This is a genomic window from Brevibacterium sp. CSND-B09 (assembly GCF_052906525.1).
Map to the genome: position 1 here is coordinate 1,367,032 of NZ_JBREGI010000001.1, position 21,919 is coordinate 1,388,950.

Annotated in this window: 20 protein-coding genes and 1 pseudogene; 5 read left to right on the top strand and 16 right to left on the bottom strand. The window is 64.4% G+C overall.

Translation table 11 applies throughout. From position 1 onward, the window contains the following. Positions 1 to 8 precede the first annotated feature (8 nt). From fdxA to ACU4IU_RS06345, 7 genes and pseudogenes are all read right to left on the bottom strand, one after another. On the bottom strand, positions 9 to 335 hold the full coding sequence (gene fdxA, locus ACU4IU_RS06315; RefSeq protein ID WP_446656203.1) for a ferredoxin: 327 nt from the start codon (positions 333 to 335) through the stop codon (positions 9 to 11). Then, entirely contained in the window at positions 332 to 1,141 is an 810-nt protein-coding gene (gene cobA, locus ACU4IU_RS06320; RefSeq protein WP_259358551.1) for a uroporphyrinogen-III C-methyltransferase, read from the bottom strand. The genes fdxA and cobA overlap by 4 nt, the downstream gene beginning before the upstream one ends. After that, positions 1,138 to 2,517: a sulfate adenylyltransferase subunit 1 gene (locus ACU4IU_RS06325; protein WP_446656204.1), complete on the bottom strand. Its 1,380-nt coding sequence runs from the start codon at positions 2,515 to 2,517 to the stop codon at positions 1,138 to 1,140. Before ACU4IU_RS06325 ends, cobA begins: the two co-directional genes overlap by 4 nt. Then, positions 2,517 to 3,405: pseudogene (gene cysD / locus ACU4IU_RS06330) on the bottom strand (sulfate adenylyltransferase subunit CysD); the annotation flags it as partial. The pseudogene cysD and the gene ACU4IU_RS06325, both read right to left, overlap by 1 nt. 74 nt (positions 3,406 to 3,479) lie before the next feature. Then, the gene (locus ACU4IU_RS06335) at positions 3,480 to 4,289 is read right to left on the bottom strand and encodes a phosphoadenylyl-sulfate reductase (protein WP_446656205.1); all 810 of its coding nucleotides are present in this window, start codon (positions 4,287 to 4,289) and stop codon (positions 3,480 to 3,482) included. Beyond that, positions 4,286 to 6,013: a nitrite/sulfite reductase gene (locus tag ACU4IU_RS06340; protein ID WP_446656206.1), complete on the bottom strand. Its 1,728-nt coding sequence runs from the start codon at positions 6,011 to 6,013 to the stop codon at positions 4,286 to 4,288. The genes ACU4IU_RS06335 and ACU4IU_RS06340 overlap by 4 nt, the downstream gene beginning before the upstream one ends. A gap of 140 nt (positions 6,014 to 6,153) precedes the next feature. After that, on the bottom strand, positions 6,154 to 7,029 hold the full coding sequence (locus ACU4IU_RS06345; protein ID WP_446656207.1) for a sirohydrochlorin chelatase: 876 nt from the start codon (positions 7,027 to 7,029) through the stop codon (positions 6,154 to 6,156). A 565-nt stretch (positions 7,030 to 7,594) separates the two neighbouring features. Between ACU4IU_RS06345 and ACU4IU_RS06350 the strand changes: the two genes are divergently transcribed. Continuing rightward, on the top strand, positions 7,595 to 8,335 hold the full coding sequence (locus tag ACU4IU_RS06350; protein WP_446656208.1) for a sulfite exporter TauE/SafE family protein: 741 nt from the start codon (positions 7,595 to 7,597) through the stop codon (positions 8,333 to 8,335). Positions 8,336 to 8,564: 229 nt separating this feature from the next. Here the strand turns inward: ACU4IU_RS06350 and ACU4IU_RS06355 are convergent, their stop codons facing one another. The 7 genes from ACU4IU_RS06355 to ACU4IU_RS06385 form a co-directional block, all read right to left on the bottom strand. Then, positions 8,565 to 9,836, bottom strand: a complete 1,272-nt coding sequence (locus ACU4IU_RS06355) for an MFS transporter (RefSeq protein ID WP_446656209.1) — start codon at positions 9,834 to 9,836, stop codon at positions 8,565 to 8,567. Positions 9,837 to 10,246: 410 nt separating this feature from the next. Further along, the gene (locus ACU4IU_RS06360) at positions 10,247 to 11,077 is read right to left on the bottom strand and encodes an ABC transporter ATP-binding protein (protein WP_139469991.1); all 831 of its coding nucleotides are present in this window, start codon (positions 11,075 to 11,077) and stop codon (positions 10,247 to 10,249) included. Beyond that, complete coding sequence (locus ACU4IU_RS06365) at positions 11,070 to 11,927, bottom strand: ABC transporter permease (protein WP_139469989.1); 858 nt, start codon at positions 11,925 to 11,927, stop codon at positions 11,070 to 11,072. The genes ACU4IU_RS06360 and ACU4IU_RS06365 overlap by 8 nt, the downstream gene beginning before the upstream one ends. Before the next feature lie 71 nt (positions 11,928 to 11,998). Then, on the bottom strand, positions 11,999 to 13,312 hold the full coding sequence (locus tag ACU4IU_RS06370; RefSeq protein WP_172172287.1) for an FAD-dependent oxidoreductase: 1,314 nt from the start codon (positions 13,310 to 13,312) through the stop codon (positions 11,999 to 12,001). A 62-nt stretch (positions 13,313 to 13,374) separates the two neighbouring features. Further along, entirely contained in the window at positions 13,375 to 13,719 is a 345-nt protein-coding gene (locus ACU4IU_RS06375; protein ID WP_172172289.1) for a cupin domain-containing protein, read from the bottom strand. Continuing rightward, complete coding sequence (locus tag ACU4IU_RS06380; RefSeq protein WP_172172291.1) at positions 13,716 to 14,006, bottom strand: DUF4287 domain-containing protein; 291 nt, start codon at positions 14,004 to 14,006, stop codon at positions 13,716 to 13,718. The genes ACU4IU_RS06375 and ACU4IU_RS06380 overlap by 4 nt, the downstream gene beginning before the upstream one ends. Before the next feature lie 189 nt (positions 14,007 to 14,195). Further along, complete coding sequence (locus ACU4IU_RS06385) at positions 14,196 to 15,035, bottom strand: pyridoxamine 5'-phosphate oxidase family protein (protein ID WP_446656210.1); 840 nt, start codon at positions 15,033 to 15,035, stop codon at positions 14,196 to 14,198. A 253-nt stretch (positions 15,036 to 15,288) separates the two neighbouring features. On the opposite strand from ACU4IU_RS06385, the gene ACU4IU_RS06390 reads away from it, so the two are divergent. Then, positions 15,289 to 15,618: a rhodanese-like domain-containing protein gene (locus tag ACU4IU_RS06390; protein WP_369865124.1), complete on the top strand. Its 330-nt coding sequence runs from the start codon at positions 15,289 to 15,291 to the stop codon at positions 15,616 to 15,618. Between the two features lie 70 nt (positions 15,619 to 15,688). On the opposite strand, the gene ACU4IU_RS06395 is transcribed toward ACU4IU_RS06390, so the two are convergent. Next, positions 15,689 to 17,317: an MFS transporter gene (locus ACU4IU_RS06395; protein ID WP_446656211.1), complete on the bottom strand. Its 1,629-nt coding sequence runs from the start codon at positions 17,315 to 17,317 to the stop codon at positions 15,689 to 15,691. Then, on the bottom strand, positions 17,317 to 18,333 hold the full coding sequence (gene glsA / locus ACU4IU_RS06400; RefSeq protein ID WP_376905598.1) for a glutaminase A: 1,017 nt from the start codon (positions 18,331 to 18,333) through the stop codon (positions 17,317 to 17,319). Before glsA ends, ACU4IU_RS06395 begins: the two co-directional genes overlap by 1 nt. A 328-nt stretch (positions 18,334 to 18,661) precedes the next feature. On the opposite strand from glsA, the gene ACU4IU_RS06405 reads away from it, so the two are divergent. The 3 genes from ACU4IU_RS06405 (at position 18,662) to ACU4IU_RS06415 (ending at position 21,795) form a co-directional block, all read left to right on the top strand. Continuing rightward, positions 18,662 to 18,958, top strand: a complete 297-nt coding sequence (locus ACU4IU_RS06405) for a hypothetical protein (protein WP_376905599.1) — start codon at positions 18,662 to 18,664, stop codon at positions 18,956 to 18,958. 119 nt (positions 18,959 to 19,077) lie between these two features. Then, positions 19,078 to 20,718: a phosphoglucomutase (alpha-D-glucose-1,6-bisphosphate-dependent) gene (gene pgm / locus ACU4IU_RS06410; RefSeq protein ID WP_446656212.1), complete on the top strand. Its 1,641-nt coding sequence runs from the start codon at positions 19,078 to 19,080 to the stop codon at positions 20,716 to 20,718. A gap of 606 nt (positions 20,719 to 21,324) precedes the next feature. Beyond that, entirely contained in the window at positions 21,325 to 21,795 is a 471-nt protein-coding gene (locus ACU4IU_RS06415; RefSeq protein ID WP_446656213.1) for a hypothetical protein, read from the top strand. The last annotated feature ends 124 nt before the right edge of the window (positions 21,796 to 21,919 follow it).

Genomic DNA, 21,919 nt, shown 5'->3' on the forward strand with positions numbered 1-21,919 from the left:
TTCCTTGATCAGTCGTTGGTGTTCTGGGGTGCCAGAGCTGCGATGAAGGGATGGTCTTTGTCGACAACCCCGTGGGCGGCAGCTCCGCCCGGGGAGCCGATGTCGTCGAAGAATTCGACGTTCGCCTTGTAGTAGGCCTCCCACTCATCAGGCACATCGTCTTCGTAGAAGATCGCCTCGACGGGGCACACAGGTTCACACGCTCCGCAGTCGACGCATTCGTCGGGGTGGATGTAGAGGGAACGGGTGCCTTCGTAGATGCAGTCGACCGGGCATTCCTCGATGCAGGCTCGGTCTTTCAGGTCCACGCACGGTTGGGCGATGATGTAGGTCATGGGTTCCTCACGAGTTCGGATGCCGATGCGGCAGGCTCGGTCGCCTGGGTGAACGCACCATCGGCGTAGGGGCTCAGGGTCACGACATCACCGGCAACGATCACGGCCGGTGAGCGGACGCCTCGGCGAGCCGCGCGGAAGGCGATGTCGCCGAGGGTTCCGATGGTCACTCGTTGGTTCTCACCGAAACCGTCTTCGACGATCGCGACCGGGCAGTCGTCACCGCGCCCGGATCGGGCGAGCACCATCGCCGAATTGATGAGTGTGCCCACTCCCATGAGCACGACGACGGTGTGGTCGCGTCCCCCGCCGATCTCGCTGAGCTGGTCGTGACCGGTCACGACCGTGTACGAGGTGGCGACGCCTCGGTGGGTGAGCGGGATTCCAGCGACCGCGGGAACGGAGTTCGCGCTGGTCACCCCGGGAACGACGCGGACATCGACTCCGGCGGCCCGGCAGGCGATGACCTCCTCTCCCCCACGTCCGAGGACGAACGGATCCCCGCCCTTGAGTCGGACGACCCGACGGCCGAGCTTCGCCTGTGTGATGAGGATGTCGTTGATCCCGCTCTGCGGCACCGGATGGTGCCCCGGCAGCTTGCCGACGTCGATGATCTCCGCGTCCAGGGGTGCACCGCGTTCGGTTTCGAGCTGATCGATGACCGATCTGGCGCCGAGGCGGTCGGCCACGATGACGTCGGCGCGTTCCAATGCGCGCAGACCGGTGACGGTGAGCAGTCCGAGATCGCCCGGTCCGGCACCGACGAGCAGGACCGTGCCCGGCTGCTGTGGGAGGAAGAGCGTCATGACTGGTCCTCGATGGATTCGGGGCTGGGGGCCGCCTCGGGGGTGTGGATTCCGGCCGCGAGGGTGTTCCCTGTCTGCGGGTCGATGACGACGAAGGCTCCGGCCGTGCCGTGGTCGCGGAAGTCCGGGACCGGCAGCTCGGCGGACAGCTTCACACGGGCCAGGCCGATGTCGTTGCCGGCGAGCACCTCGGCGGGTTCGGTCTCGGAGGTCTCGAGGTTGCGTTTGGCCTCGATGGTGACGATCCCCTTCACGGTCGTCGTCCCCGTCTTGATGAGCACCCGATCCCCCGTGCGCAGGCCCTCCGCGGTGAACGGGAACACCTCGGCGCGCAGTTCCCGGCGCGGGGTGGGCAGGGTGCCGGCCGCGGCGATGACGCTGCCACGGGCGGTATCGACGTCATCGGCCAGCCGCAGCGCCACCGACAGCGGCGCACTCGCGGTCTCAAGGGGACCGCTGGCGGTATCGATGCCGGTCACCGTCGTTTTCAGCCCGGCGGGGTGGATCTCGATCTCATCGCCGAGGCTGACCCGCCCGGCCGTGATCTGTCCGGCCACCGCCCGGTAGTCCCGGAATTCCTCGGGGTCGAGACCCGGTGCCAGGCCCCCTTGCGGACGCAGCACGGTCTGCACGTCGAGGCGGAAGGCCTCGAGGTCGGCGGTGTCTTCGTCCGTGCTCGGCAGGGTCTCGAGGAGTTCGAGCAGTGCCGGCCCGGTGTACCAGGGAGTGTTGTCCGAGGTCGTGGCGACATTGTCCCCGGCCAGGGCGGAGATCGGAATGAGGTGCGGGGTCTCGAGGCCGATCTCGTCGGCGAGTGTCTTGATGTCGTTCTCGACGGTCTCGATCGCTGCCTGGTCGTAGTCGATGAGGTCGATCTTGTTGACGGCGATGATGACGTGGCGGATGCCCAGTCGGGAGACGACGGTGAGGTGCCGGCGGGTCTGTTCGGTCGCGCCGGTGCGGGCGTCGATGAGGACGACGACGGCATCGGCGGTCGAGGCTCCCGTGACCATGTTCCTGGTGTACTGCACGTGTCCGGGGCAGTCGGCGAGGATGAATGAGCGACGGTCGGTGGCGAAGTACCGGTAGGCGACGTCGATGGTGATGCCCTGTTCGCGTTCGGCCCGCAGACCGTCGGTGAGCAGAGCGAAGTCGAACTCACCTCCCAGGAATCCGCGTTCCCGGCTGGTCGCGGTCACGGCGGCGAGCTGGTCGGCGAGGATCGCCTTCGCATCGTGGAGGAGCCGGCCGACGAGCGTGGATTTGCCGTCGTCGACGGATCCGGCGGTGGCGAAGCGCAGCAGCGTCTTCGTCGTCGTGTCCAAGGTCGGCGTCGCCTCGGTGGTGGTTGTTTCGGTGGTGGTTGTGGTCGTCATCAGAAGTACCCGTCCTTCTTGCGGTCTTCCATCGCCGCGGCCGAGATCCGGTCGTCGGCGCGAGTGGCTCCGCGCTCGGTCACAGTGGTGGCGGCCACCTCGGCGAGGATTGACTCGAGGTCATCGGCGCTCGATTCGACGGCCCCGGTGCAGCTCATATCTCCGACGGTGCGGTAGCGGACCTCCTTGGTCGTGACGGTCTCGCCGTCGCGCGGGGGAGGAGAATTCGCCCGTGGCCCACCACATACCGTCGCGCTGGAAGACTTCGCGATCGTGGGCGAAGTAGAGCTCGGGCAGTTCGATCCCTTCGCGGGCGATGTAGCTCCACACGTCGAGTTCGGTGAAGTTCGAGATCGGGAACACGCGCACGTGTTCGCCGGGCAGGTGGCGGCCGTTGAAGAGGTTCCACAGTTCGGGGCGCTGGCTGCTGGGGTTCCAGCCGCCGAATTCGTCACGGAGGGACAGGATCCGCTCCTTCGCCCGGGCCTTGTCCTCGTCCCGGCGGGCGCCGCCGAAGACGGCGTCGAACTTCCCGCCGGTGATGGCGTCGAGCAGCGGCTGGGTCTGCAGGGTGTTGCGAGTCCCGTCGGGGCGTTCGCGCAGGCGACCGTCGTCGATGTAGTCCTGGACCTTCGCCACCGTGAGGTCGAGGCCGTACTTCTCTGCCGTCTCATCGCGGAAGCGGATGATCTCGTCGAAGTTGTGTCCGGTGTCGACGTGGAGGAGTCCGAACGGGATCTTCGCCGGCCAGAACGCCTTCGCCGCGAGGTGGAGGACCGTCACGGAGTCCTTGCCGCCGGAGAACAGCAGCACGGGACGTTCGAACTCGGCGGCGACCTCACGGATGATGTGGATCGCTTCGGATTCGAGGACGTCGAGAGTGGACAGGCTCGCACCCGGGTTGTGGGCGGGCACCGCCTCGGTGTTGGTGTGTGTGTCGTGGTTGAACTGGGTGTCGATGCTCATGTGTGGAGTCCGCATTCTGTTTTGGTCGATCCGGCCCAACGGCCGGCGCGAGGGTCTTCCCCTTCGGCGACGGGGCGAGTGCAGGGCTGGCAGCCGATCGACGGGTACCCCTGGTCAAGCAGCGGGTTGACCGGGACGTCGAAGGCGCGGGAATAGTCGAGGAGATCATCGAAGGACCACGCGGCCAGAGGATTGACCTTGACGAGCCCGTTCTTCTCATCGAAGGTGATCAGCGGCGTATTCGTCCTGGTGGGAGACTCGTCACGGCGGACTCCGGTGAACCAGAGTTCGTAGCCGTTCAGTGACTTCTTCAACGGTGCGACCTTACGGCGGGCGCAGCACAGGCCCGGGTCGCGGGCGAAGAGGTCCTTGCCGAATTCGGCGTCCTGCTCTTCCACGGTCTGCTCCGGGAGGACGTCGACGATGTGGACATCGACACGGCGAGCCACCTCGTTGCGGGTGTCATAGGTCTCCCGGAAGTGATAGCCGGTGTCGAGGAAGAGGACGTCGACGCCGGGCTGGTACTGGGCGACGTAATGCGGCAGTGCCGCGTCGGCCATCGAGCAGGCCACGGCGCAGGCCGCGGTGTCGAAGTTCCGGGACACCCAGCGGATGACGTCGGCGGGATTGGCCTCGGGAACACCGTTCTCCGGGTCACCGGCGAGTTCACGGGCACCCGCCTCGGCGAGGGCTTTGAGTTCCTCGACGGGGCGCGGTTCGGGGCGGGACTGCGTCGCTGCCCCTCCCTTCGCCGCGGTTGCGGAGGTGGGCGTTGCCTCGGTGGCGGTCGTGTTCGTACGGGTCATACCAGTTCCTCCTCGTCAACGCGGTGGGCCCATTCGGAGAAAGTCTCGGTCTGCCCACGCCCGGCGAGGAAGCGACGGACGAGTTTCTCGACGTAGTCGCCGAGGTTCTCGGCGGTGACCTTGAGTCCGCGGACGGTGCGGCCGAGTCCGGCCTCGTCGCGGTCTTTCGAGGCCAAGCCTCCGCCGACGTGGACCTGGAATCCGGGGACCTGTTCGCCGTCGTCGGTGGTGACGATCTGGCCTTTGAGCCCGATGTCGGCGGTCTGGATGCGGGCGCAGGAGTTCGGGCAGCCGTTGAGGTGGAAGCTGATCGGGTGGGGCAGCTCCTCGATGTCGGCGAGGCGCTCCTCGAGCTTGGTGATGGTGTCGGCTGCGGTCTGCTTGGTCTCGACGATGGCGAGTTTGCAGTATTCGATGCCGGTGCACGCGATCGTCGAGCGGCGGAAGAGGTCCTTGCGGCTGGAGAGGCCCAAGGCGTCGAGCTCGGCGACGACGGCTTCGACGTCCTTCTCCTCGATGTCGAGGAGGAGGAACTTCTGGTGCGGGGTGGTACGCAGGCGGGTGGAGCCGTACTTGTCGGCAAGGTCGGCGACCTGGCTGAGCAGGGTGCCCGAGACGCGGCCGACGACGGGGCTGACCCCGATGTAGTAGCGGCCGTCGGTCTGCTTGTGCACGCCGACGTGGTCGCCGGCGGTGATCGGCTTGGCCGGCGCCGGACCGTCGGCGAGTTTGAATCCGAGGTATTCGGTCTCGAGGATCTCGCGGAACTTCTCCGGACCCCAATCGCCGAGCAGGAACTTCAGGCGGGCCTTGTTGCGCAGGCGGCGGAAGCCGTAGTCGCGGAAGATCGAGGTCACTCCCAGCCAGGTCTCGACGACCTGGTCGGGGGCGACCCAGGCGCCGAGGCGTTCGGCGAAGCGGGGGACGACGGACAGGGCGCCGCCGACCCACAGGTCGTAGCCGATGCCGTGTTCGGGGTGTTCGACGGCGACGAAGGAGCAGTCGTTGATCTCGTGGACGACGTCCTGGCTGGGGTGGCCGGTGATCGCGGTCTTGTATTTGCGGGGCAGGTTCGACAGGCTCTGGTCGCCGATGTAGCGGCGTGAGATCTCTTCGATCGCCGGTGTCGGGTCGATGAGCTCGTCGGCGGCGATGCCGGCGACGGGTGAGCCGAGGATGACGCGGGGGACGTCGCCGCAGGCTTCGGTTGTCTGCAGGCCGACGGCTTCGAGTCGGCGCCAGATCTCGGGGACGTTCTCGATCTCGATCCAGTGCAGCTGGATGTTCTGGCGGTCGGTGAGGTCGGCGCTGTCGCGGGCGAATTCGGTGGAGATGTCGGCGATCGTGCGCAGCTGCTCGGTGGTGAGCTTTCCGCCGTCGATGCGGACACGCAGCATGAAGTACTCGTCCTCGAGCTCATGCGGCTCGAGCTTCGCGGTGCGGCCGCCATCGATTCCGGGTTTGCGCTGCGTGTACAGGCCCCACCAGCGGAAGCGGCCGTGCAGGTCGTCGGAGTCGATCGACGAGAATCCACGTTTGGAGTAGATGGTCTCAATCCGGGCGCGAACGTTGAGGCCGTTGTCTTCGGCCTTGTCGATCTCGTTTTTGTTCAACGGTTCATGGCCGTCGATCTTCCACTGCCCATTGGACTTCTTCGGGCGGGCGGGCCGCTTTGCGGCCTGTTTACCTGCCGTTTCCTTGTTCTCTTCCACCTGAGTGGACATTGCTGTCTCCAAACGCTGAGGGGAACCAGTGATGAATCACGCTACATGAATGCCGAATTGCTCAACCAATTACCGAAGGGTTTGTGTCACGAAGTGACATATGGCGTCACGGCTTGCCGTGGGCGGTTGCGTGGGTGCGGTTAAGCGTTGAGCATCTGCGGGGTGAGGTTGTGGGGTTGGGTGTGAGGTTGGACGTAGGCAGGACAGCCGCCTTCGGCATGGGCGCCACCGTGGCCACTGTTGAGGCCGGCCGCGAGAACACCGTCGCGAACTTGGCCGCGGATGCCCTCTCGGACTCGGTCGCGGACGATGTCAACGAGTTTCGGCGGGACGGCGGACGTGGTGCCGCCTCCGGTGAGAAGCGGCGGGGCGAGGAAGCCAGCCGAATCAGTGCCGCCCTCAACGTGCTTGCGGGCGAGGTCGTCGAAGAAACCGGGGGCCAGCAGGTAGTTCGCCAGCACGGGTCGGGCACCGCGACTGCGGTTCTGTCCGACGAGGTCTTTCAATGGCACTCCTCCGCCGGCGAGGAAGCCGACCTCGACGGGGCGCTCGAGTTCTGCGGCCAGCAGCCTGCCCATCTCGCGGCAGGATTCGTTGGCCCGCTCGTCACTCGATCCGGCAGCGGCGAGGATGACGTCGTCGTTGTCGCCAAGCGCCGGGAGGCGGTCGGCGAGGATCTCTGCAAGCCTCGGGTCGGGCCCAAGCGTGGGCGTTCGTCGAACGTCACGGTCCGATTCAGCGGCACGGTCGACCGCCTCAGCGAGGTCGACATGGACGTGATACCCCGCCGAGAGCAGGAGCGGCACGAGGATCACCGGACGGTCGGCGGGCAGTCGGGCGATCACCTCGTCGACGTCGGGTTTTTGGACGTCCACATGGCCGAGCATGACCTCGTCGGCAATCCCGCGAATACGCAGGTCCGTGGCGATCTCTGTCGCGAGCACTTCGATGAGGACCTGCCCGGTCGGCGATGAGGTTCCGTGGGAGATCAGGCCCACAGACGGCAACCCTGTCATTGCGCCCGCTCCTCAGCGTTTCTCTGCGCGAGCCTCTGCACCCGTTCCCGCACCTGCCCCGGGGCCGTCAAGGTCACCGGGCAGGCTGATTGCTCAACGACTGAGCAACCAGGGCGAGCAGTGATCGTTTGGATTGAATGCATTCGCATAGCGTAACCCATCCGCCTCGGCGTCGCATTCAGGCTGTTCATCAGCGAAATATCGACATTCGACGTCATCTTTCGACACACGGCGACCGAGTTCGTAGGATTGCTGCCGATTTTCCTTTCTGCTCAACAGTTTCGCTAGTGTGTGTTGTCAACGCGTCTTTGCGTTGCCGGCATCGTCCGCATCTTCGACGCCTCACCAATCTTCTGCGCCTCCACATCCTCCGCGTCATCCACGAAAGGCAAGCACATGCGTCAGCTCATCATCCTGGGAATAGTCGGGCTCATCGCGCAGCTCATCGACGGTTCCCTGGGCATGGCCTATGGGGTCACCTCAACCACGCTGCTGCTCGCGGCGGGTACGGCACCGGCGGCCGCCTCGGCGGCGGTGCACCTCTCTGAAATTGGGGACGACGTTGGTGTCGGGGATCTCGCATCACAAGTTCGGCAATGTCGACTGGCGGACCGTCGCGATTCTGGCCGGCCCGGGGTTCGTCGGAGCGATCGCAGGGTCGACGTTCCTCGCCAGCCTGGACGGGGGAGCGGCGACCCCTTGGATCTCAGGGATCCTGCTGGCGCTCGCCATCTACGTCATCTGGCGTTTCCTGGCACTCGGCGGTGCGCGTCCGACGTTCAAGTCACGGCCGAGCGCGAAGATGCTCGTCCCCGTCGGGCTCATCGGCGGCACACTCGACTCGGTCGGCGGGGGCGGCTGGGGTCCGGTCGGAACGACGACGCTGCTGTCCTCGGGACGTTTGGAGCCGCGCAAGGTCGTCGGCTCGATCGACACCAGCGAGTTCATCGTCGCGGTCGGCGGTTCGCTCGGGTTCCTCATTGCGCTCGGATCGCAGGGCATCGAATGGCAGATCGTGGCGGCGCTGCTCGTCGGCGGCGTCATCGCCGCACCGTTCGCCGCGTGGCTGGTGAAGCTGCTGCCGGCCAAGGTGCTTGCGGTCGCCGCGGGCGGAATCATCGTTCTCACGAACGTCCGCACCATCTTGCTCGCCTTCGGCCTCGGTTCGTCGACTGTGTGGCTGACGCTCGCCGGCCTGGCGCTTGTGTGGTTCGCACTGCTGGCTCACGTCGTGCGCATCGAACGTGCGGCAGCGAAGGTGCGGAAGGCCGAGGAGGCTGGCGTCGAGGTGCCCGTCGGCGGGTGAACCGCCTCGGCGAGGGCGTTCCTTCCCTCTTCCATACCGTCGTTCAAGGCCAAGCTCGCTTATCGCGAGGCACACGCAACCAAATGCGCGGGCCGGCTTGAACGAGGCGAGGAAACCCCGTCGAGCACATGGATTCCTGCGGGTGAAGGCCGATAAGCCGGCGAGAACACGCGAACAGACCCGACTCCGCACAATCGCGGGGTCGGGTCTGTTCGGGTCTGCGGTGCGGTCAGCGCTGGCTGTAGAGCTTCCGGGCCATGATCACGCCGATGAGGGAGAGCAGCGACAGTCCCGCGTAGTAGAAGCCGGGCACGGTCAGCAGACCGGTCGCGCCGAGCAGTGCGGTGAGGATGAGCGGGGCGAAGCCGCCGAAGATCGCGACACCGAAGCTGTAGGCGATGGTCATGCCGGAGCTGCGCACCTTGACGGGGAACAGTTCGGACAGCAGCGCCGGCATCGGACCGAAGTAGAAGACCATGAACAGGCCGACGATCGCCTCGCACAAGGTGAGGACTTCGATCGAGGGATTCGCGGTCAGGAGGATGAACATCGGCCAGGCGACGATGATGCCCACGATGGTCGTCGGGATCATCACGGTCGTCGGTCCCACCCGGTCGGCCAGGCGGCCGGCGAACGGGGCACCGATGAGGGTGATGACACCGGCGACGACGGCGCCGGGGAATGATGCCCAGGCGTCGAGGCCGAGGTTGGTGACGGCGAACTGCGGCAGGAAGGTGATGAGGTAGACCGAGATCGTGGCCATCGCGATGATGAGGAACGCGGAGAACAGGCGACCGAAGTTCTCACTGAGGAGGACGCGAAGCGGGTTGTCGGTCTTCTCGGCGGCCTTGAACTCAGGAGTGTCATCCATCTTCGAGCGGATGTACCAGCCGACGGGTCCGATGAGCAGGCCGAGGGCGAAGGCCACGCGCCAGCCCCAGGAGTGCAGGGCCTCTTCGCTCAGTGCCGAGCTGAGGATCCACGAGATTCCGGCGGCCAGGAACATCGAGATGCCCTGGGTAGCGGTCTGGAAGGAGGCGTAGTAGGCCTTACCGCGCTTGGCGTTCTCGGTGAGGAAGGCTGTGGCTGATCCGAATTCGCCGCCGGCGGAGATGCCCTGGATGATGCGGGCGATGATGAGGCCGATCGCGCCCCAGATGCCGATGGTCGCTTCGCCGGGCAGGATGACGATGATGAACACGCCGAGGGTCATCAGACCGATCGTCAGCGACAAGGCCGATTTGCGGCCGTGCTTGTCCGAGTAGCGGCCGATGATGATCGCGCCGAGGGGGCGGACGACGAAGGTGATGGCGAAGGTCGCCCAGGTCATCAGCTGCGCGGACAGGCCTTCGCCGGGGTAGAAGACCGCGGTGATCGAGGTGGCCATGAACCCGAACAGGATGATGTCATACCATTCGAGGGCGTTGCCCAGTCCGGCCGCGACTACGGCCTTGCGGGCCCGCGACTTGTCTTCGCGGGACTCGACGGGTGTCTCAGTCATCGTGTGCCTCTTCTTGTAGGTGCCGGGATGCCGTGGTTGGCGAAGCCGGTGGTGGATCGTGGAATTGCAGGATGCAGGCACCGTTGCTCGTCACCCGGGCGGATGTTGCTTATTCACAGACCCGGTCGGAGTCTCTGATCTGACAAGTATGCCCCCTGTTCTCGTCAGCGAGACGATTGTAGTCCCGTAGTATCCGGCCGCAAAGGCAGTCTCAGCAGGTGACGAGTCACGTCAGTGTCGTTGTCGACGCCTTTCACCACATCGCCGCGGCGATTTGGTGAGGGCCCCGCACAGCGCGGACAGTGGAGCTCAGGGTGTCGCTGGCTGCGGCGAAGTGAAAGAAACGGCCCCGTCCTCAGCAGAGAACGGGGCCGAGTTCGCAAGGGGCCGAAGGCCGGGCAGACTAGGGCTCAGGCCGGCTCTTCCTGATTCTTTTCCTTCGCCTTCTCGGCCTTGGTGAAGGCCTGGTACTTGCGAATGACCTCAAGCGCCGGTCCGTCGGCGAGCAGCTCGCCCTTCTCGATCCACAGTGCACGGTTGCACGTGTCCTTGATCGTGCGCATCGAGTGCGAGACGAGGAAGACGGTACCGGCGTTCTCACGGATGGCTCGGATACGACCCTCGGAACGGTCACGGAATTTCTTGTCACCGACGTTGAGCGCCTCGTCGACGATGAGGATCTCGTGCTGCACCGAGGTCGCGATCGCGAACTTCAGACGCTGGGACATACCCGAGGAGTACGTTCGCATCGGCAGGTCGATGAAGTCCTCAAGCCCGGTGAACTCGACGATGTCATCGAACTTTGCATCGATCTCGTCACGAGTGAGCCCCAGAGCCAGAGACCCGAGGACGATGTTGCGGGCGCCCGAGAGATCCGGAATCAGTGCGGCACCGACACCGAGGAGGTTCGGCCGAGACGTTGCATAGATCGCACCCTCGGAGGTCGGAGTCAGTCCGGTGATCGACCGCATGAGCGTGGACTTGCCCGAGCCGTTGCTGCCGATGATGCCGATCGATTCGTTCTTGTGGGCGACGAAGCTGATGCCTTTGAGTGCGTGGACCTCTCTCAGCTCCCGGCGCTTGGACATGACGTCCTTGCTGCCGAGCTTGAGCTTCTTGCCCGTAGCCAGAGTCTTGTACCGGACGTGGACGTTGTCGCAGACGACGACGGGAGGATTGTTTCGCGTCACTTCGGGCAGGCTGCCGGTGTCGAAGGCCTGCTCTTCGTTCGTCTCACTCATCACGACCGAACCTTTCCTCGGCCTGCCAGAAGAACACGAAGCCGATGATGAAGATGCCGAATGCCCAGATGGCCAGGTGCCAGAAGTAGTCGTAGGGAATGACACCGTCCTTCATGAGGATGCCGCGGGCGATCGCCAGGACGTTGTTCAGCGGCTGCCAATCAGCGAAGGGCTGCAGGGACGGGTTGATCTTGTCGACCATGACCTTGAGGTCGAAGAAGACGCCCGAGGTGTAGAAGATCATCCGGGAGATGAACGGAGTCACCTGGGAGAGGTCACGGAAGTGGACCGTTGCGCGGGCGAAGATGAAGGCCACACCCTGGTTGAAGATCCAGAACAGGAAGACCAAGGGGATGAAGAGGAACCAGTCCCAACCGGGTTTCGCGCCCCAGAGCATGACGAGAAGTGCCATGAAGATGAAGGTGGGAATGAAGTTGAGCAGGTTCTGGAACACCGTGGCGATCGGCAGCACGATGCGCGGGAACGGCAGCGATTGGACGAGAGAGGCGTTCGAGATGATCGATTTCGATCCGCCGTTCATCGAGGTGTTGAAGAACTCGAGCACGAAGACGCCGATGATGACGAAAGGGGCGAAATCGTCGGGCCGGGCGGTGGCGCCCCGCATGATGAACCCGAAGACTGTGCCGTAGATGAGTGCGGAGAACGCCGGACGCAGAAGCACCCAGAGCATGCCGAGGCGATTGCGTTCGTTCTCGGACTGCATCCGGTACTTCGCTAGCGTATACGTGAAGTCGCTTCGGTTGAGAAGCTGTTTGACGTACTGAGGTAGAGACGGCCGTCCACCGACTCTCTCGAGTCCGTGCTCGGCAGCAAGCCTGGCCATATCCATGAACAGAAAATTCTCTCGTCGGCGACTGGGGATAGAACAGAAAGAGTCTACGGGATGAGACTAGCGCAGACTCACAGTCGGCTGTGAGCCTTGAAGTCGAAGTCGGGGTCGGCGATCTGAGCTCTCGTCGGAATATTGTTACCGCCGAGTACCCGTCGGGCGGCCGCCTGCATCGGGGGCCAGTTGAACGTCTCGACGCCGACGAGCACCGACTCCGGGGCGGGTCCGTCGAAGTGGAAGACCTGGAACTTCGCTCCGCTGGGGTCGTGTCGGGTGATCGTATCGTCGGCGTCGGGGCTCGTCAGGCCCGCCGTGAACACCTTCTCCGGGCCTTGGAAGCTCCAGTGCCAGGGAACATCGGACCAGACTTTCGGACCGTCGTCCGGCCCAGAATCTGAAGCGGATTCGGGCGCATTATCACCGTCGTTCGAAGCCGTGTCTGATCCTTCAGTGAGCAGTTCAGCGAGGAATTTTCCGTGGCTTTCGGCCACCGGTTCACAGGCCCAGGGGTGGTCGAGTGCATAGGGTCCGGCGGTGACGATGGCACAGTCACCAGCGGCGAAGACACCCGGATTGGATGTTGCCAAACTCTCATCCACACCCCACGCCTGAGCGGGTCGGTGACCATCGATCGGGATCAGCCGAGGGCGAGCCCCGACGCTGGTGACGAACAGGTCGTGAACATCGGCCGGGATGTCATCCGGGCTCGCAGTGTGGGTGACGAATTCGACTCCGGCGGCCTTGTGCTTGTCGAACAGCGCCTGCCTCACGGGAGCGGAGAGCTGCTTGCGCAGGGGTTCGTCCCCGCGCAGGTAGACCGTGGCGTGGTGTCCGGCCGCCACCGCCGAGGTGGCCACTTCCATTCCGAGATAACCGGAGCCCAGCACCCCGACGTTGAGGGCCTCGGTTGCGCTATTCACACGTTCAAGAATCCATTCGGCGTCGCCGAGGTCATAGACCGGCAAGGCGTCCGGATAAGCGGGGACATCGGGGCGATTCGCCTCCATCCCGGTGGCGAGAATGCAGTGGGTGAAGTCGATGGACTCCCCCGAAGCCAGCTGGATGGTGCCCGCGGTCGCGTGGTGGTTCGCCAGCGGATGGGGGTGTCGCTGGGTCTCGGCGGTGTAGCGGGAGTCCGCGACCGCCTCGGCGAGGGTGATCTCTTCTGCCCGGTCACGGACGAAGGTGATGTGCTCGGTCGATTCGAGGTGGTACGGCAGGTGGTGGCGGGAGCCGTCGAAGAGGTGCTTCGACAGCGGCGGCCGCTCACACGTTTCGCCGGCCTGGGGGTCGATGACGGTGACGGCCTGACCGCGCGCGTTCAGTTCCCGCGCCGCGGTCGTGCCGGCCAGTCCCGCACCGATGATGACGATCCGCTTGCTCATGCCTCCATGCTAATCCTCGCCGAGGCGGCCGGGTGGGAGGTGCGGGTGTGAAACCGACCTGGTCAGCCCTCGGTGACGAAATCCTGGATGATTTCGGGGGAGGCATGGATGCACACCATTTTGAGATTCTCAGTTCCGATGTTGCGGAAACGATGGACCGTTTCGGCTCCGACGGTGACGACGGCGCCGGCCTCGGCAGCGACGGTTTCATCAGCTGCGTCGATGCGCACTTGCCCCGACAGGACGATCCATGTCTCTGTGTAGGGATGCCAGTGCAGATCGGGACCCTTTCCCGGTCCGGTGTCGACCCAGAAGAACGAGACGTCGGCACCGTGCTCGGCGCCGATGAACTTGGCCGTCGGCGATCCGGGCAGCAGCAGGTCGGAACGCTGCATGACGGTGATCATGCCGGTCTGCTCGCCTTGCCGTCGAGCCAGAGCATGTCTGATTCATCGTTGTGTGTGCCGCCGGTGCCGACGTGTTTGGCGTCGATCTGCGGGCCCTTCTTGATGACGTGGACGAGGGCCATGCCGTGCCCGCGGCCAAGTCCATAGTCGATTTTGAGCCACTCGAGGATGGCTCCGGCCTTGACCGAGTCGTCGTCGAACCCCTTGTCTTTGGCCAGGTCGATGAACTGGCGAGGAGTGAGTCCGGTCTTGTCTTCGATGGTGTCGAGATAGGCCTGGAACGACATGGTGGGTCCCTTCAGCAGAACATGATGCCGAGCGACCTTGCGCGACACCGCGAGGCCCCGCACCGGACCCGCCTGAAAGAGAGCATAGTCTCTTCGGCGGGCCCGCTCCACAGTTATGTGAGTGGCTGATCCAATAGACCGTGCAGTCGCCTCGGCCGCTCGCTCCATGCGTTCAGATGACTCACCCGCTCAGAGCTCCGTGGTCTGCGTGCCGCCGGACGGGCGGTCTCCGGTGATCTTGGACTTGACCATGCGGAACAGGCCCGATGCCTTGCCGCCGGGCAGGCCCCAGTGCTGTGCGGAGTGTGTGACGACCTTGATGAGTCCGAGGTTCGGGTCCCGACGATCGTCGAACCACGCCTTGGCGGAATCCGACCACAGTTCATCGACCTTGGCCTCGTCATCGACGAACTTCACGCGTCCGGCCACGGACAACCAGTTGCCTGCCTCAGCGATGCTGATGTTGACTTCGGGGTTCGTCCGCAGCGCCTTCGCCTGGTCGCCGTCGAGGGCGAGGAAGAACCAGACGTCGGCATCCTCGGTGACCTCCTGCGGTGCCATCGGGTGGGCGAGGATCTTGCCATCGGCCAACGCGGTCGCGAGCATGACGGAGTCGCTGCCGCGCAGGATCTTGACGACGTCGGACTGGTCGAGCTCATCGGTAGCCGCCTGGCCTGCAGGAGCCTTCCCGTCACCGGCGGCGGAGACCTGGCCGGCCTCCGTATCATCGGTGGCAGCGGTGCGGGCCGGTGGCCCGGAGTCCTCAGATTCGGAGCTCAGGGATCCCTCGGCGGCTCTAGATTCGTCGACGGCCGTGTGCGAACCGTCGGGGTTGCGGTAAAGGTTCGCACCTTGGCTGGCAGCGGCGTCGCGCGCCCGGGTTTCGACGTCCCCCTCGGTGTAGCCGGCCTTTTCGCCCGGGGCGATGTTCGAGGTACCGGCGAACTTCTCGGTTGTCTCGTCGAGAACTGCGGCGACGTCGCGAGCCTTCTCCTCGCCGCGACCTTCGGTGCTCTTGTCTCTGTTCATGACCATTTCCCTCTTCGTCGGCGATGATTCGTCATTCTTCCATGCGATCACGGTGCGGAACGCTGACTGACTCAACATGGTGGGCTTTCCCAGTCGGCGCACAGACGCGCCGCCCTAAGAGACCTGCCCCACCTCACAGAGACGGGGCCCGGCCCGAGGCGCCAGACACCGCGCCATTCGGTGCTCGGGTGGAGAGCAGATCGGTCCGGCAGCCCATTGCGTCCGTGTCCTGGCTGATGTCTAGACTGAAGCCATGGATGAAGAAACGACCGTCACCGTCAACGACATCCCCGAAGGGGCAGCCATCATCGACGTCCGCGAGGACGACGAATGGGAGGCCGGGCACATCGAGGGCGCGATCCACGTGCCGCTGGGCGAACTGCCGAGCCGCCTCGACGACCTTCCTCTCGATGACGACATGTACGTCGTCTGCCGCACCGGCGGGCGCTCGAACCGGGCGGTCGCCTGGCTCAACCAGAATGGCTTCGATGCCTTCAATGTCGACGGCGGCATGGGTTCGTGGAACCTCGACAACGGCAAGCCGATCGTCTCCGAGACCGGCGAAGAGCCCTGGGTGAAGTGATTCTCTCCCCTGCCGTTTTCAGCCGCTAGATTCAGGCCGTTGATAAAGTTATCAAGCTGACCCGCCTGGTCTAGTCAGCCTCGGCGGGTTCGGGGATCTCATCAGGCCGGTACTTCGGCAGCCTTGAGGCCGGCACTGCCGCGATCAGGCTGATGCCGGCAAGGATGAGGAAGCCGAGCTTGAGCGTGCGCAGTCGCTGCTGGGAGTTGAGCTCGACGGCATGCTCGACCTGCTCCGGTGTCGCCGTCGTCCCCGCGAGGACGTCGCGCAGTTCGTCGTTGCTCACGAAGTTCGCATTGTCGAGGTCGACCTGTTCGACGAGTTCTGGCGGCAGGTCGGGATGGTCATCAGCGGCCGATGCCAGACCGGCCGAAAGCACCGTGACCAGCAGCGCTCCCATCACCGCGGTGCCGACGGCCGACGCAAGATTCTGCGCGGTGCCGCGGATCGAACCGACATCACCGGCCAGATGCTTCGGCGCTGCCGTGACCAACACATTGAACACCAGAGTGACCAGCGCACCCTGACCGATGCCGAAGACGATGAGGCCGAGAATCGTCGGCAGAGTCTCCCAATTGTTCGTCACAACGAAGGCCAGCCAGACGAGTGCCGCCGTCGTCAGCCCGAAGGAGAACAGGGCGATGGTGCGAGGAGAGTAGCGCTTGTAGAAGCGGACGATGAGGGTGGCGGTGACGAAGACTGTGAGGTTGAACGGCAGCATCGCCAACGAGGTGTCGAAAGGGGTGCGCCCCTGCACGACCTGGATGTAGGTGGGCACGGTGAAGTTCACCGCCGCTTCCATGGCCACGATGACGAACATCGCATAGACCGCTGCCCTCTCACTGGGACGACCGAGCACGCTGATGTCGACGAGCGGAACCTTCCCCGCCGCCTTCCGCCGCTTCGTCCAGACGAAGAACAGCTGCCCGAGGACCACGCCGACGACGATGAACACCGGCGCCGGTGACAGCCCCGCGATCGAGAACGGCGCCCCATCCTCGGCGCGGATGATCCCCCACCCGTTGAGGTTGTTGAACCCCAACGTCAGCAGCACGACCGCAGCACCGATGAGCGCCGAGGCGACGAGGTCGATCCGGATCGCAGCGTCCCCCTTGTCCGACTTCAGCGTGAACGTCAGCGCGAAGACGATGACGGCCAGGCCCAGCGTGATGAAGAAGATCGGCCGCCACCCGACAAATGTGCCCAAGGCGCCGCCGATGAGGAAGGCGCTCATCCCGGAGAAAGCGCGCGCCGAACCGAGCGAGCCGACCGCTGCGGCCTGCTGCGCACCCCGGTAGTTCTCCGCGATGAGCGCGACCAGGGCCGGCACGATGATCGCGGCGGCGGCCCCGGCGAGCAGCTGACCGGTGATGACCCAGGTGACCGTCCGGGAGAAGATCATCAGCAGCGATGAGGCCGCGAAGACGACGAGGACGACGCGGAAGATGAGCACCCACCCGATCCGCTGTCCCAGCTTCGCACCGGTCATCACGAGCGCGGCTACGGCAAGGCCGTAGACGACGATCGTCGACGAGGCGACCGTGGGCGGAACACCGAAGTCCTCGACCATTCCGCCGAGCGAGATCGGCAGGGCGGCGACGTTGAACGACATGAGCACCTGGGCGAGGAAGAGCCCGATCATCGGTGCCCAGGATCTGCGCTCTTCGGCGATGTCGTGCGGTGTGGTTTCGGAGCTCATCATTGTCCTTTCCCTGGACGTTCGACGGCCGCGTTCGATGCGAAGAGGTTCATGCCCAGGACTCTGGAGATGTGAAAACACGCCCATTGACCGCGCACGCTGTTGCCCGCGGAGTCCAACCTCGGCGAAAAAGTGCCCAGCGCTCCCTTGCCTGGGGCGATGGCGACGATGCCGCCTGCGACCCCGGACTTGGCAGGCAGTCCGATCTCGAAGAGCCATTCGCCGCTGTTTTCGTACATTCCGCACGAGGCGAGCAGCGCGAGCGTGTCACGCGCCACTTCGGCGGATACGACCTGCCGACCGGTCAGTGGATTGATTCCTCCGTCGGCCAGCGTCGCTCCCATCACCGCGAGATCGTGCGCGGTGACCAGCAGCGAGCACTGCCGGGTGTAGATGTCGACGGTGTCGAGTGGATCCGTGATGATCCGCCCGTAGCTCTCGAGCAGGCGAGCCAGGGCCTTGTTGCGCTGATTCGTCTTCGTCTCCGATTCGTACACCCGACCGTCGAGACGAAGCTGCCGCCCGGCGAAGCGGGAGAGCCCGGAGCGGATGTTCTCCCATTTCTCCGCCGAGGTGGCCCCGGGCATGAGTGCGGTCGTGGCGATGGCGCCGGCGTTGACCATCGAGTTCAACGGTTTGCCGTCGTTGAGTTCGATCGCCATCACGGAGTTGAAGGCGAGCCCGGTGTTGTTGACGCCGACGCGCTCGTGGACGAGTTCGGAGCTGCGGGCCTGACAGACGAGTGCGAAGACGAAGGCCTTGGAGATGGATTGGATGGAGAACTCGATATCGACGTCTCCGGCCTCGTGCACGGTCCCAGCCGACTCGATGAGGCTGAGTCCGAACCATCGGGGATCCGCCTCGGCGAGGATCGGGATGTAGTCGGCGACCTCACCGTCGTCGAGTCCGCCGTACCGTGTGTGGATGTCTGCCAGGGTCGCGTCGATGAAGCTGTCGGAGGGCAGGCCACCGGTGGAGGCCCGCTGTCTGACCGATTTCTCGTCGGGCTCGACCATCTTTGATCCTCGTCCCATTCGTGCGGGTTCGCGTGGGGCAGGCCGCTCAGCGCCTGTCCAGAGTGATTTCACCTTATCTCAGGGGAAACCTCTTGCACAGGTCTCTGACCAGTGATGATCACCGAGATTCTCGGTCGACAGTCGTGGCACTCTGCTTCCATGGCGAGCCGGTGGGGTGCGCCATGGAGGAGCCGCGGAGCCGAGCCCCCTTGCTCCGCTTCCACGATGGGTCTAACGTCGAGACCACGGATCACTTCAATACCTCTTGTGATCCCCATTCCTCCGTCGAACGCGGTGAGCGTGTTCAACTCCGAAAGGAGCCGAAGTCATGAGTGACGAGAAGAAGAACCTGCCGGAGAACTCAGCAGAACAGCAGACCGAAGACGAGCAGGACATCGAGAGCACTGCCGTCGGAGTCGGCGCTGAGACAGACGCCGAAGGCAGTTCCCAAACTCCCGAAGAGAGGCTTGAGCGAATCGCGGCTGAGCACGATGTTCCGATCGATCGGGATCCTGAGGAAGCCCAGACCAAAGCCGAAGGGTCCTCCTCCCCAGACAAAGACCGAGATATCAGCGGTGGAGACACGAAGGAAGAGGAGGACGACTCCGTGGAGCCGCCGGACTGAGACGTCAGCCGGGCGAGCGAGGCCGCTAATTCTCGCGCCAAGGAGCCGTCGAAGTCCACGATGCAAGAACTCCGTGGACACAACTGTGCGCAACCGCTGTCATTTGGTTAGGTAGAAGAATGACAACACGCGCCGGCCAGTTGGCCCAGGACAAGGATCTCGTTGACATCCCTGCCCTTCTCGATTCCTATCACGACTTGGTTCCCGACCCCTCGGTGCCTTCGCAAGCAGTGAGCTTCGGGACCTCCGGCCACCGCGGTTCGAGCTTCAACCGCTCCTTCAACGAGGCGCACATCGCGGCCATCACCGCAGCGATCGTCGACTTCCGCAGAGACAAAGGCATCCGTGGGCCGATCTTCCTCGGCCGTGACACTCACGCACTGAGTGAGCCCGCATTCCTCACCGTCCTCGAGGTGCTCGCCGCTGCCGAGATCCCCGCGCTCATCGACGAGCGCGACGGCTTCACCCCGACCCCTGCCGTCTCCCACGCGATCCTCGGCTTCAATGCCGGGAAGTCGCGCGATGATGCACAGGCCGACGGCATCATCGTCACTCCCAGCCACAATCCGCCCGCCGATGGCGGCATCAAGTACAACCCGCCGCACGGCGGACCTGCCGGCACCGAGACGACGACCTGGATCGCCGAACGCGCGAACCGGTACCTCGCCGAGGGGTGGGAGAAGATCCCGCGCACCCCGTTCCAGCGGGCATTCCATCTGGAGAACACCGAGAACTTCGACTACGTCTCGAACTACGTCGACGACCTCGAGTCGGTCATCGACCTCGACGTCATTCGCAGCTCCGGGCTGAAGATCGGCGCCGATCCGCTCGGCGGAGCCAGCGTCGACTACTGGGCGGCCATTGCCGAGGACTACGACCTCAACCTCGACGTCGTCCATCCGGACGTCGACCCCACCTGGTCGTTCATGACCCTGGATTGGGACGAGAACATCCGCATGGACTGCTCCTCCCCCTATGCGATGGCCGGCCTCATTGCCTCGCGCAACGACTTCGACATCGCCACCGGCAACGACGCCGATGCCGATCGCCACGGCATCGTCACTCCCGATGCCGGCCTGATGAATCCGAATCACTATCTGGCAGCGGCCATCGACTACCTGATCGACTCCCGCCCCGATTGGCCGAAGGACGCGGGGATCGGCAAGACTCTGGTCACCTCGTCGATCGTCGACCGCATCGTCGCCGCGCATAATCGCACCCTCTTCGAGGTGCCTGTCGGCTTCAAATGGTTCGTTCCCGGCCTGCTCGATTCGACGCTGGCATTCGGCGGCGAGGAATCGGCCGGCGCATCGTTCCTGCGGAGGGACGGCAAAGTGTGGTCGACGGACAAGGACGGCATCATCCTCGCCCTCCTCGCGGCCGAGATGACCGCGATGACCGGGCAGACTCCCTCACAGCGCTACGCAGGACTGGCCGCGAACCACGGCACCAGCTCCTACGCCCGCCAGGACGCTCCGGCGACGCGCGTACAGAAGGAACGACTGGGGTCCCTGGATGCCTCCCAGGTGAGCGCGAAGACCGTCGGCGGTGAACCCGTCAAGGAGGTGCTCACCTCGGCGTCGGGCAACAATGCGCCCATCGGCGGACTCAAGGTCACCACTGACAATGCGTGGTTCGCCGTACGGCCGTCAGGCACGGAAGACGTGTATAAGATCTACGCGGAATCCCTGCGCGATGAGGACCACCTGCGCCAGGTCCAGCATGATGCACGGACTCTCGTCGACGGGGTTCTGGAGTAAGGTCCAACAGTCCTACGGCTGGGCTTTTGGGTGCGACGCAGTGAGCTGGCCCTGGTCGCGAGAGGCCCGGGCGCGGGCGGCGATTTCCCGCGCCGCCGTCTCTGAACAACTGCATCCGCGTGTTCAAAGTGTGAGCGCAGGGATCCTGATCGCTGCACCCACACTTTGAACACACGGTTACGTATGCGCGGGCGCAGGTGCGGCCGGTGATCGCAGCTTCACGGCACTGCGCGGACCCCTGCTCAGTCCCTCGCGGACTTCTGTTCATTTTGTAAGCCCTCAGCGGGTCACGGTCGGATATCGCTGTCCGGTCGAAATTGTCGCAGAACGGGCTCCCCAACGATTCCCAAACAGAACGAACTTCAGAGCGGTCAGCTTCATGTTCCGCCAGGTCGCACAGGCAGGAACCATTGCCGTTTACCTGGCGTTCGCCACCCTTTGACATCGCCTGTCGCACGACTGCAATATTCCTGTCTTCGCGCTGTTATCCGCTTTGATTGTGCTCACAGTCACCGTTGCCTCTCCCTCAGGATCGGCGACAAGACTGATCTGCGACAACGACCCGTCGCCTAGTCACGACGACACAAAAGCAGAAGGGAAAGCACAATGAAACCCACTATCCGCACACGAACTACAGCTCTCGGAGTCGCCACCGTAGCCGGACTCGCCGGCCTCGGACTCGCTACAGGTCCAGCCATGGCCGCTGATTCCGGTGCTGCCGATGCCTCGACCCAGTCGGCCGCCACGGACGTCGACACGCAGTCCATCTATTATCCGATCGAAGCCGGCAAGTATGCAGATGAACTCGTCATCGCCTGGGGCCAGGACAACACCGACCGAGTCGAAGCGTTTGCCAACGACGAAGTCGCCGAGAAGCTGTCAGACCACGGCAATGACGACGGTTCTCACTGGAGGAACTCCGGAGCAGAAGGCGCCGCAGGAACAACGTACATCACTTACCGGAATACCGAGACCGGCGAGAAGATGACGCTCGGTGTCTCCAACCAGGCCATCGGCGACCAGGACGAATGGGGTGCAGCACCCCACGCTGTGCACCAGGTCAAGTTCGAAGGCTGACTCGCCTCGACCTCATCGCCTTTAGTTCCAGTCATCGATCTAAAACTCGATGACTGGAACTAAAGGCGATTATGCGTCCGCTGATATCGGCCGAAACTCGCCGTACAACAAGAGCCCCGCTCCA

Coding starts and splice junctions, on each gene's coding strand:
- fdxA (WP_446656203.1), bottom strand. CDS start 335: ATGACCTACATCATCGCCCAACCGTGCGTGGACCTGAAAGACCGAGCC.
- cobA (WP_259358551.1), bottom strand. CDS start 1,141: ATGACGCTCTTCCTCCCACAGCAGCCGGGCACGGTCCTGCTCGTCGGT.
- ACU4IU_RS06325 (WP_446656204.1), bottom strand. CDS start 2,517: ATGACGACCACAACCACCACCGAAACAACCACCACCGAGGCGACGCCG.
- ACU4IU_RS06335 (WP_446656205.1), bottom strand. CDS start 4,289: ATGACCCGTACGAACACGACCGCCACCGAGGCAACGCCCACCTCCGCA.
- ACU4IU_RS06340 (WP_446656206.1), bottom strand. CDS start 6,013: ATGTCCACTCAGGTGGAAGAGAACAAGGAAACGGCAGGTAAACAGGCC.
- ACU4IU_RS06345 (WP_446656207.1), bottom strand. CDS start 7,029: ATGACAGGGTTGCCGTCTGTGGGCCTGATCTCCCACGGAACCTCATCG.
- ACU4IU_RS06355 (WP_446656209.1), bottom strand. CDS start 9,836: ATGACTGAGACACCCGTCGAGTCCCGCGAAGACAAGTCGCGGGCCCGC.
- ACU4IU_RS06360 (WP_139469991.1), bottom strand. CDS start 11,077: ATGAGTGAGACGAACGAAGAGCAGGCCTTCGACACCGGCAGCCTGCCC.
- ACU4IU_RS06365 (WP_139469989.1), bottom strand. CDS start 11,927: ATGGATATGGCCAGGCTTGCTGCCGAGCACGGACTCGAGAGAGTCGGT.
- ACU4IU_RS06370 (WP_172172287.1), bottom strand. CDS start 13,312: ATGAGCAAGCGGATCGTCATCATCGGTGCGGGACTGGCCGGCACGACC.
- ACU4IU_RS06375 (WP_172172289.1), bottom strand. CDS start 13,719: ATGATCACCGTCATGCAGCGTTCCGACCTGCTGCTGCCCGGATCGCCG.
- ACU4IU_RS06380 (WP_172172291.1), bottom strand. CDS start 14,006: ATGTCGTTCCAGGCCTATCTCGACACCATCGAAGACAAGACCGGACTC.
- ACU4IU_RS06385 (WP_446656210.1), bottom strand. CDS start 15,035: ATGAACAGAGACAAGAGCACCGAAGGTCGCGGCGAGGAGAAGGCTCGC.
- ACU4IU_RS06390 (WP_369865124.1), top strand. CDS start 15,289: ATGGATGAAGAAACGACCGTCACCGTCAACGACATCCCCGAAGGGGCA.
- ACU4IU_RS06395 (WP_446656211.1), bottom strand. CDS start 17,317: ATGAGCTCCGAAACCACACCGCACGACATCGCCGAAGAGCGCAGATCC.
- glsA (WP_376905598.1), bottom strand. CDS start 18,333: ATGGTCGAGCCCGACGAGAAATCGGTCAGACAGCGGGCCTCCACCGGT.
- ACU4IU_RS06405 (WP_376905599.1), top strand. CDS start 18,662: ATGAGTGACGAGAAGAAGAACCTGCCGGAGAACTCAGCAGAACAGCAG.
- pgm (WP_446656212.1), top strand. CDS start 19,078: ATGACAACACGCGCCGGCCAGTTGGCCCAGGACAAGGATCTCGTTGAC.
- ACU4IU_RS06415 (WP_446656213.1), top strand. CDS start 21,325: ATGAAACCCACTATCCGCACACGAACTACAGCTCTCGGAGTCGCCACC.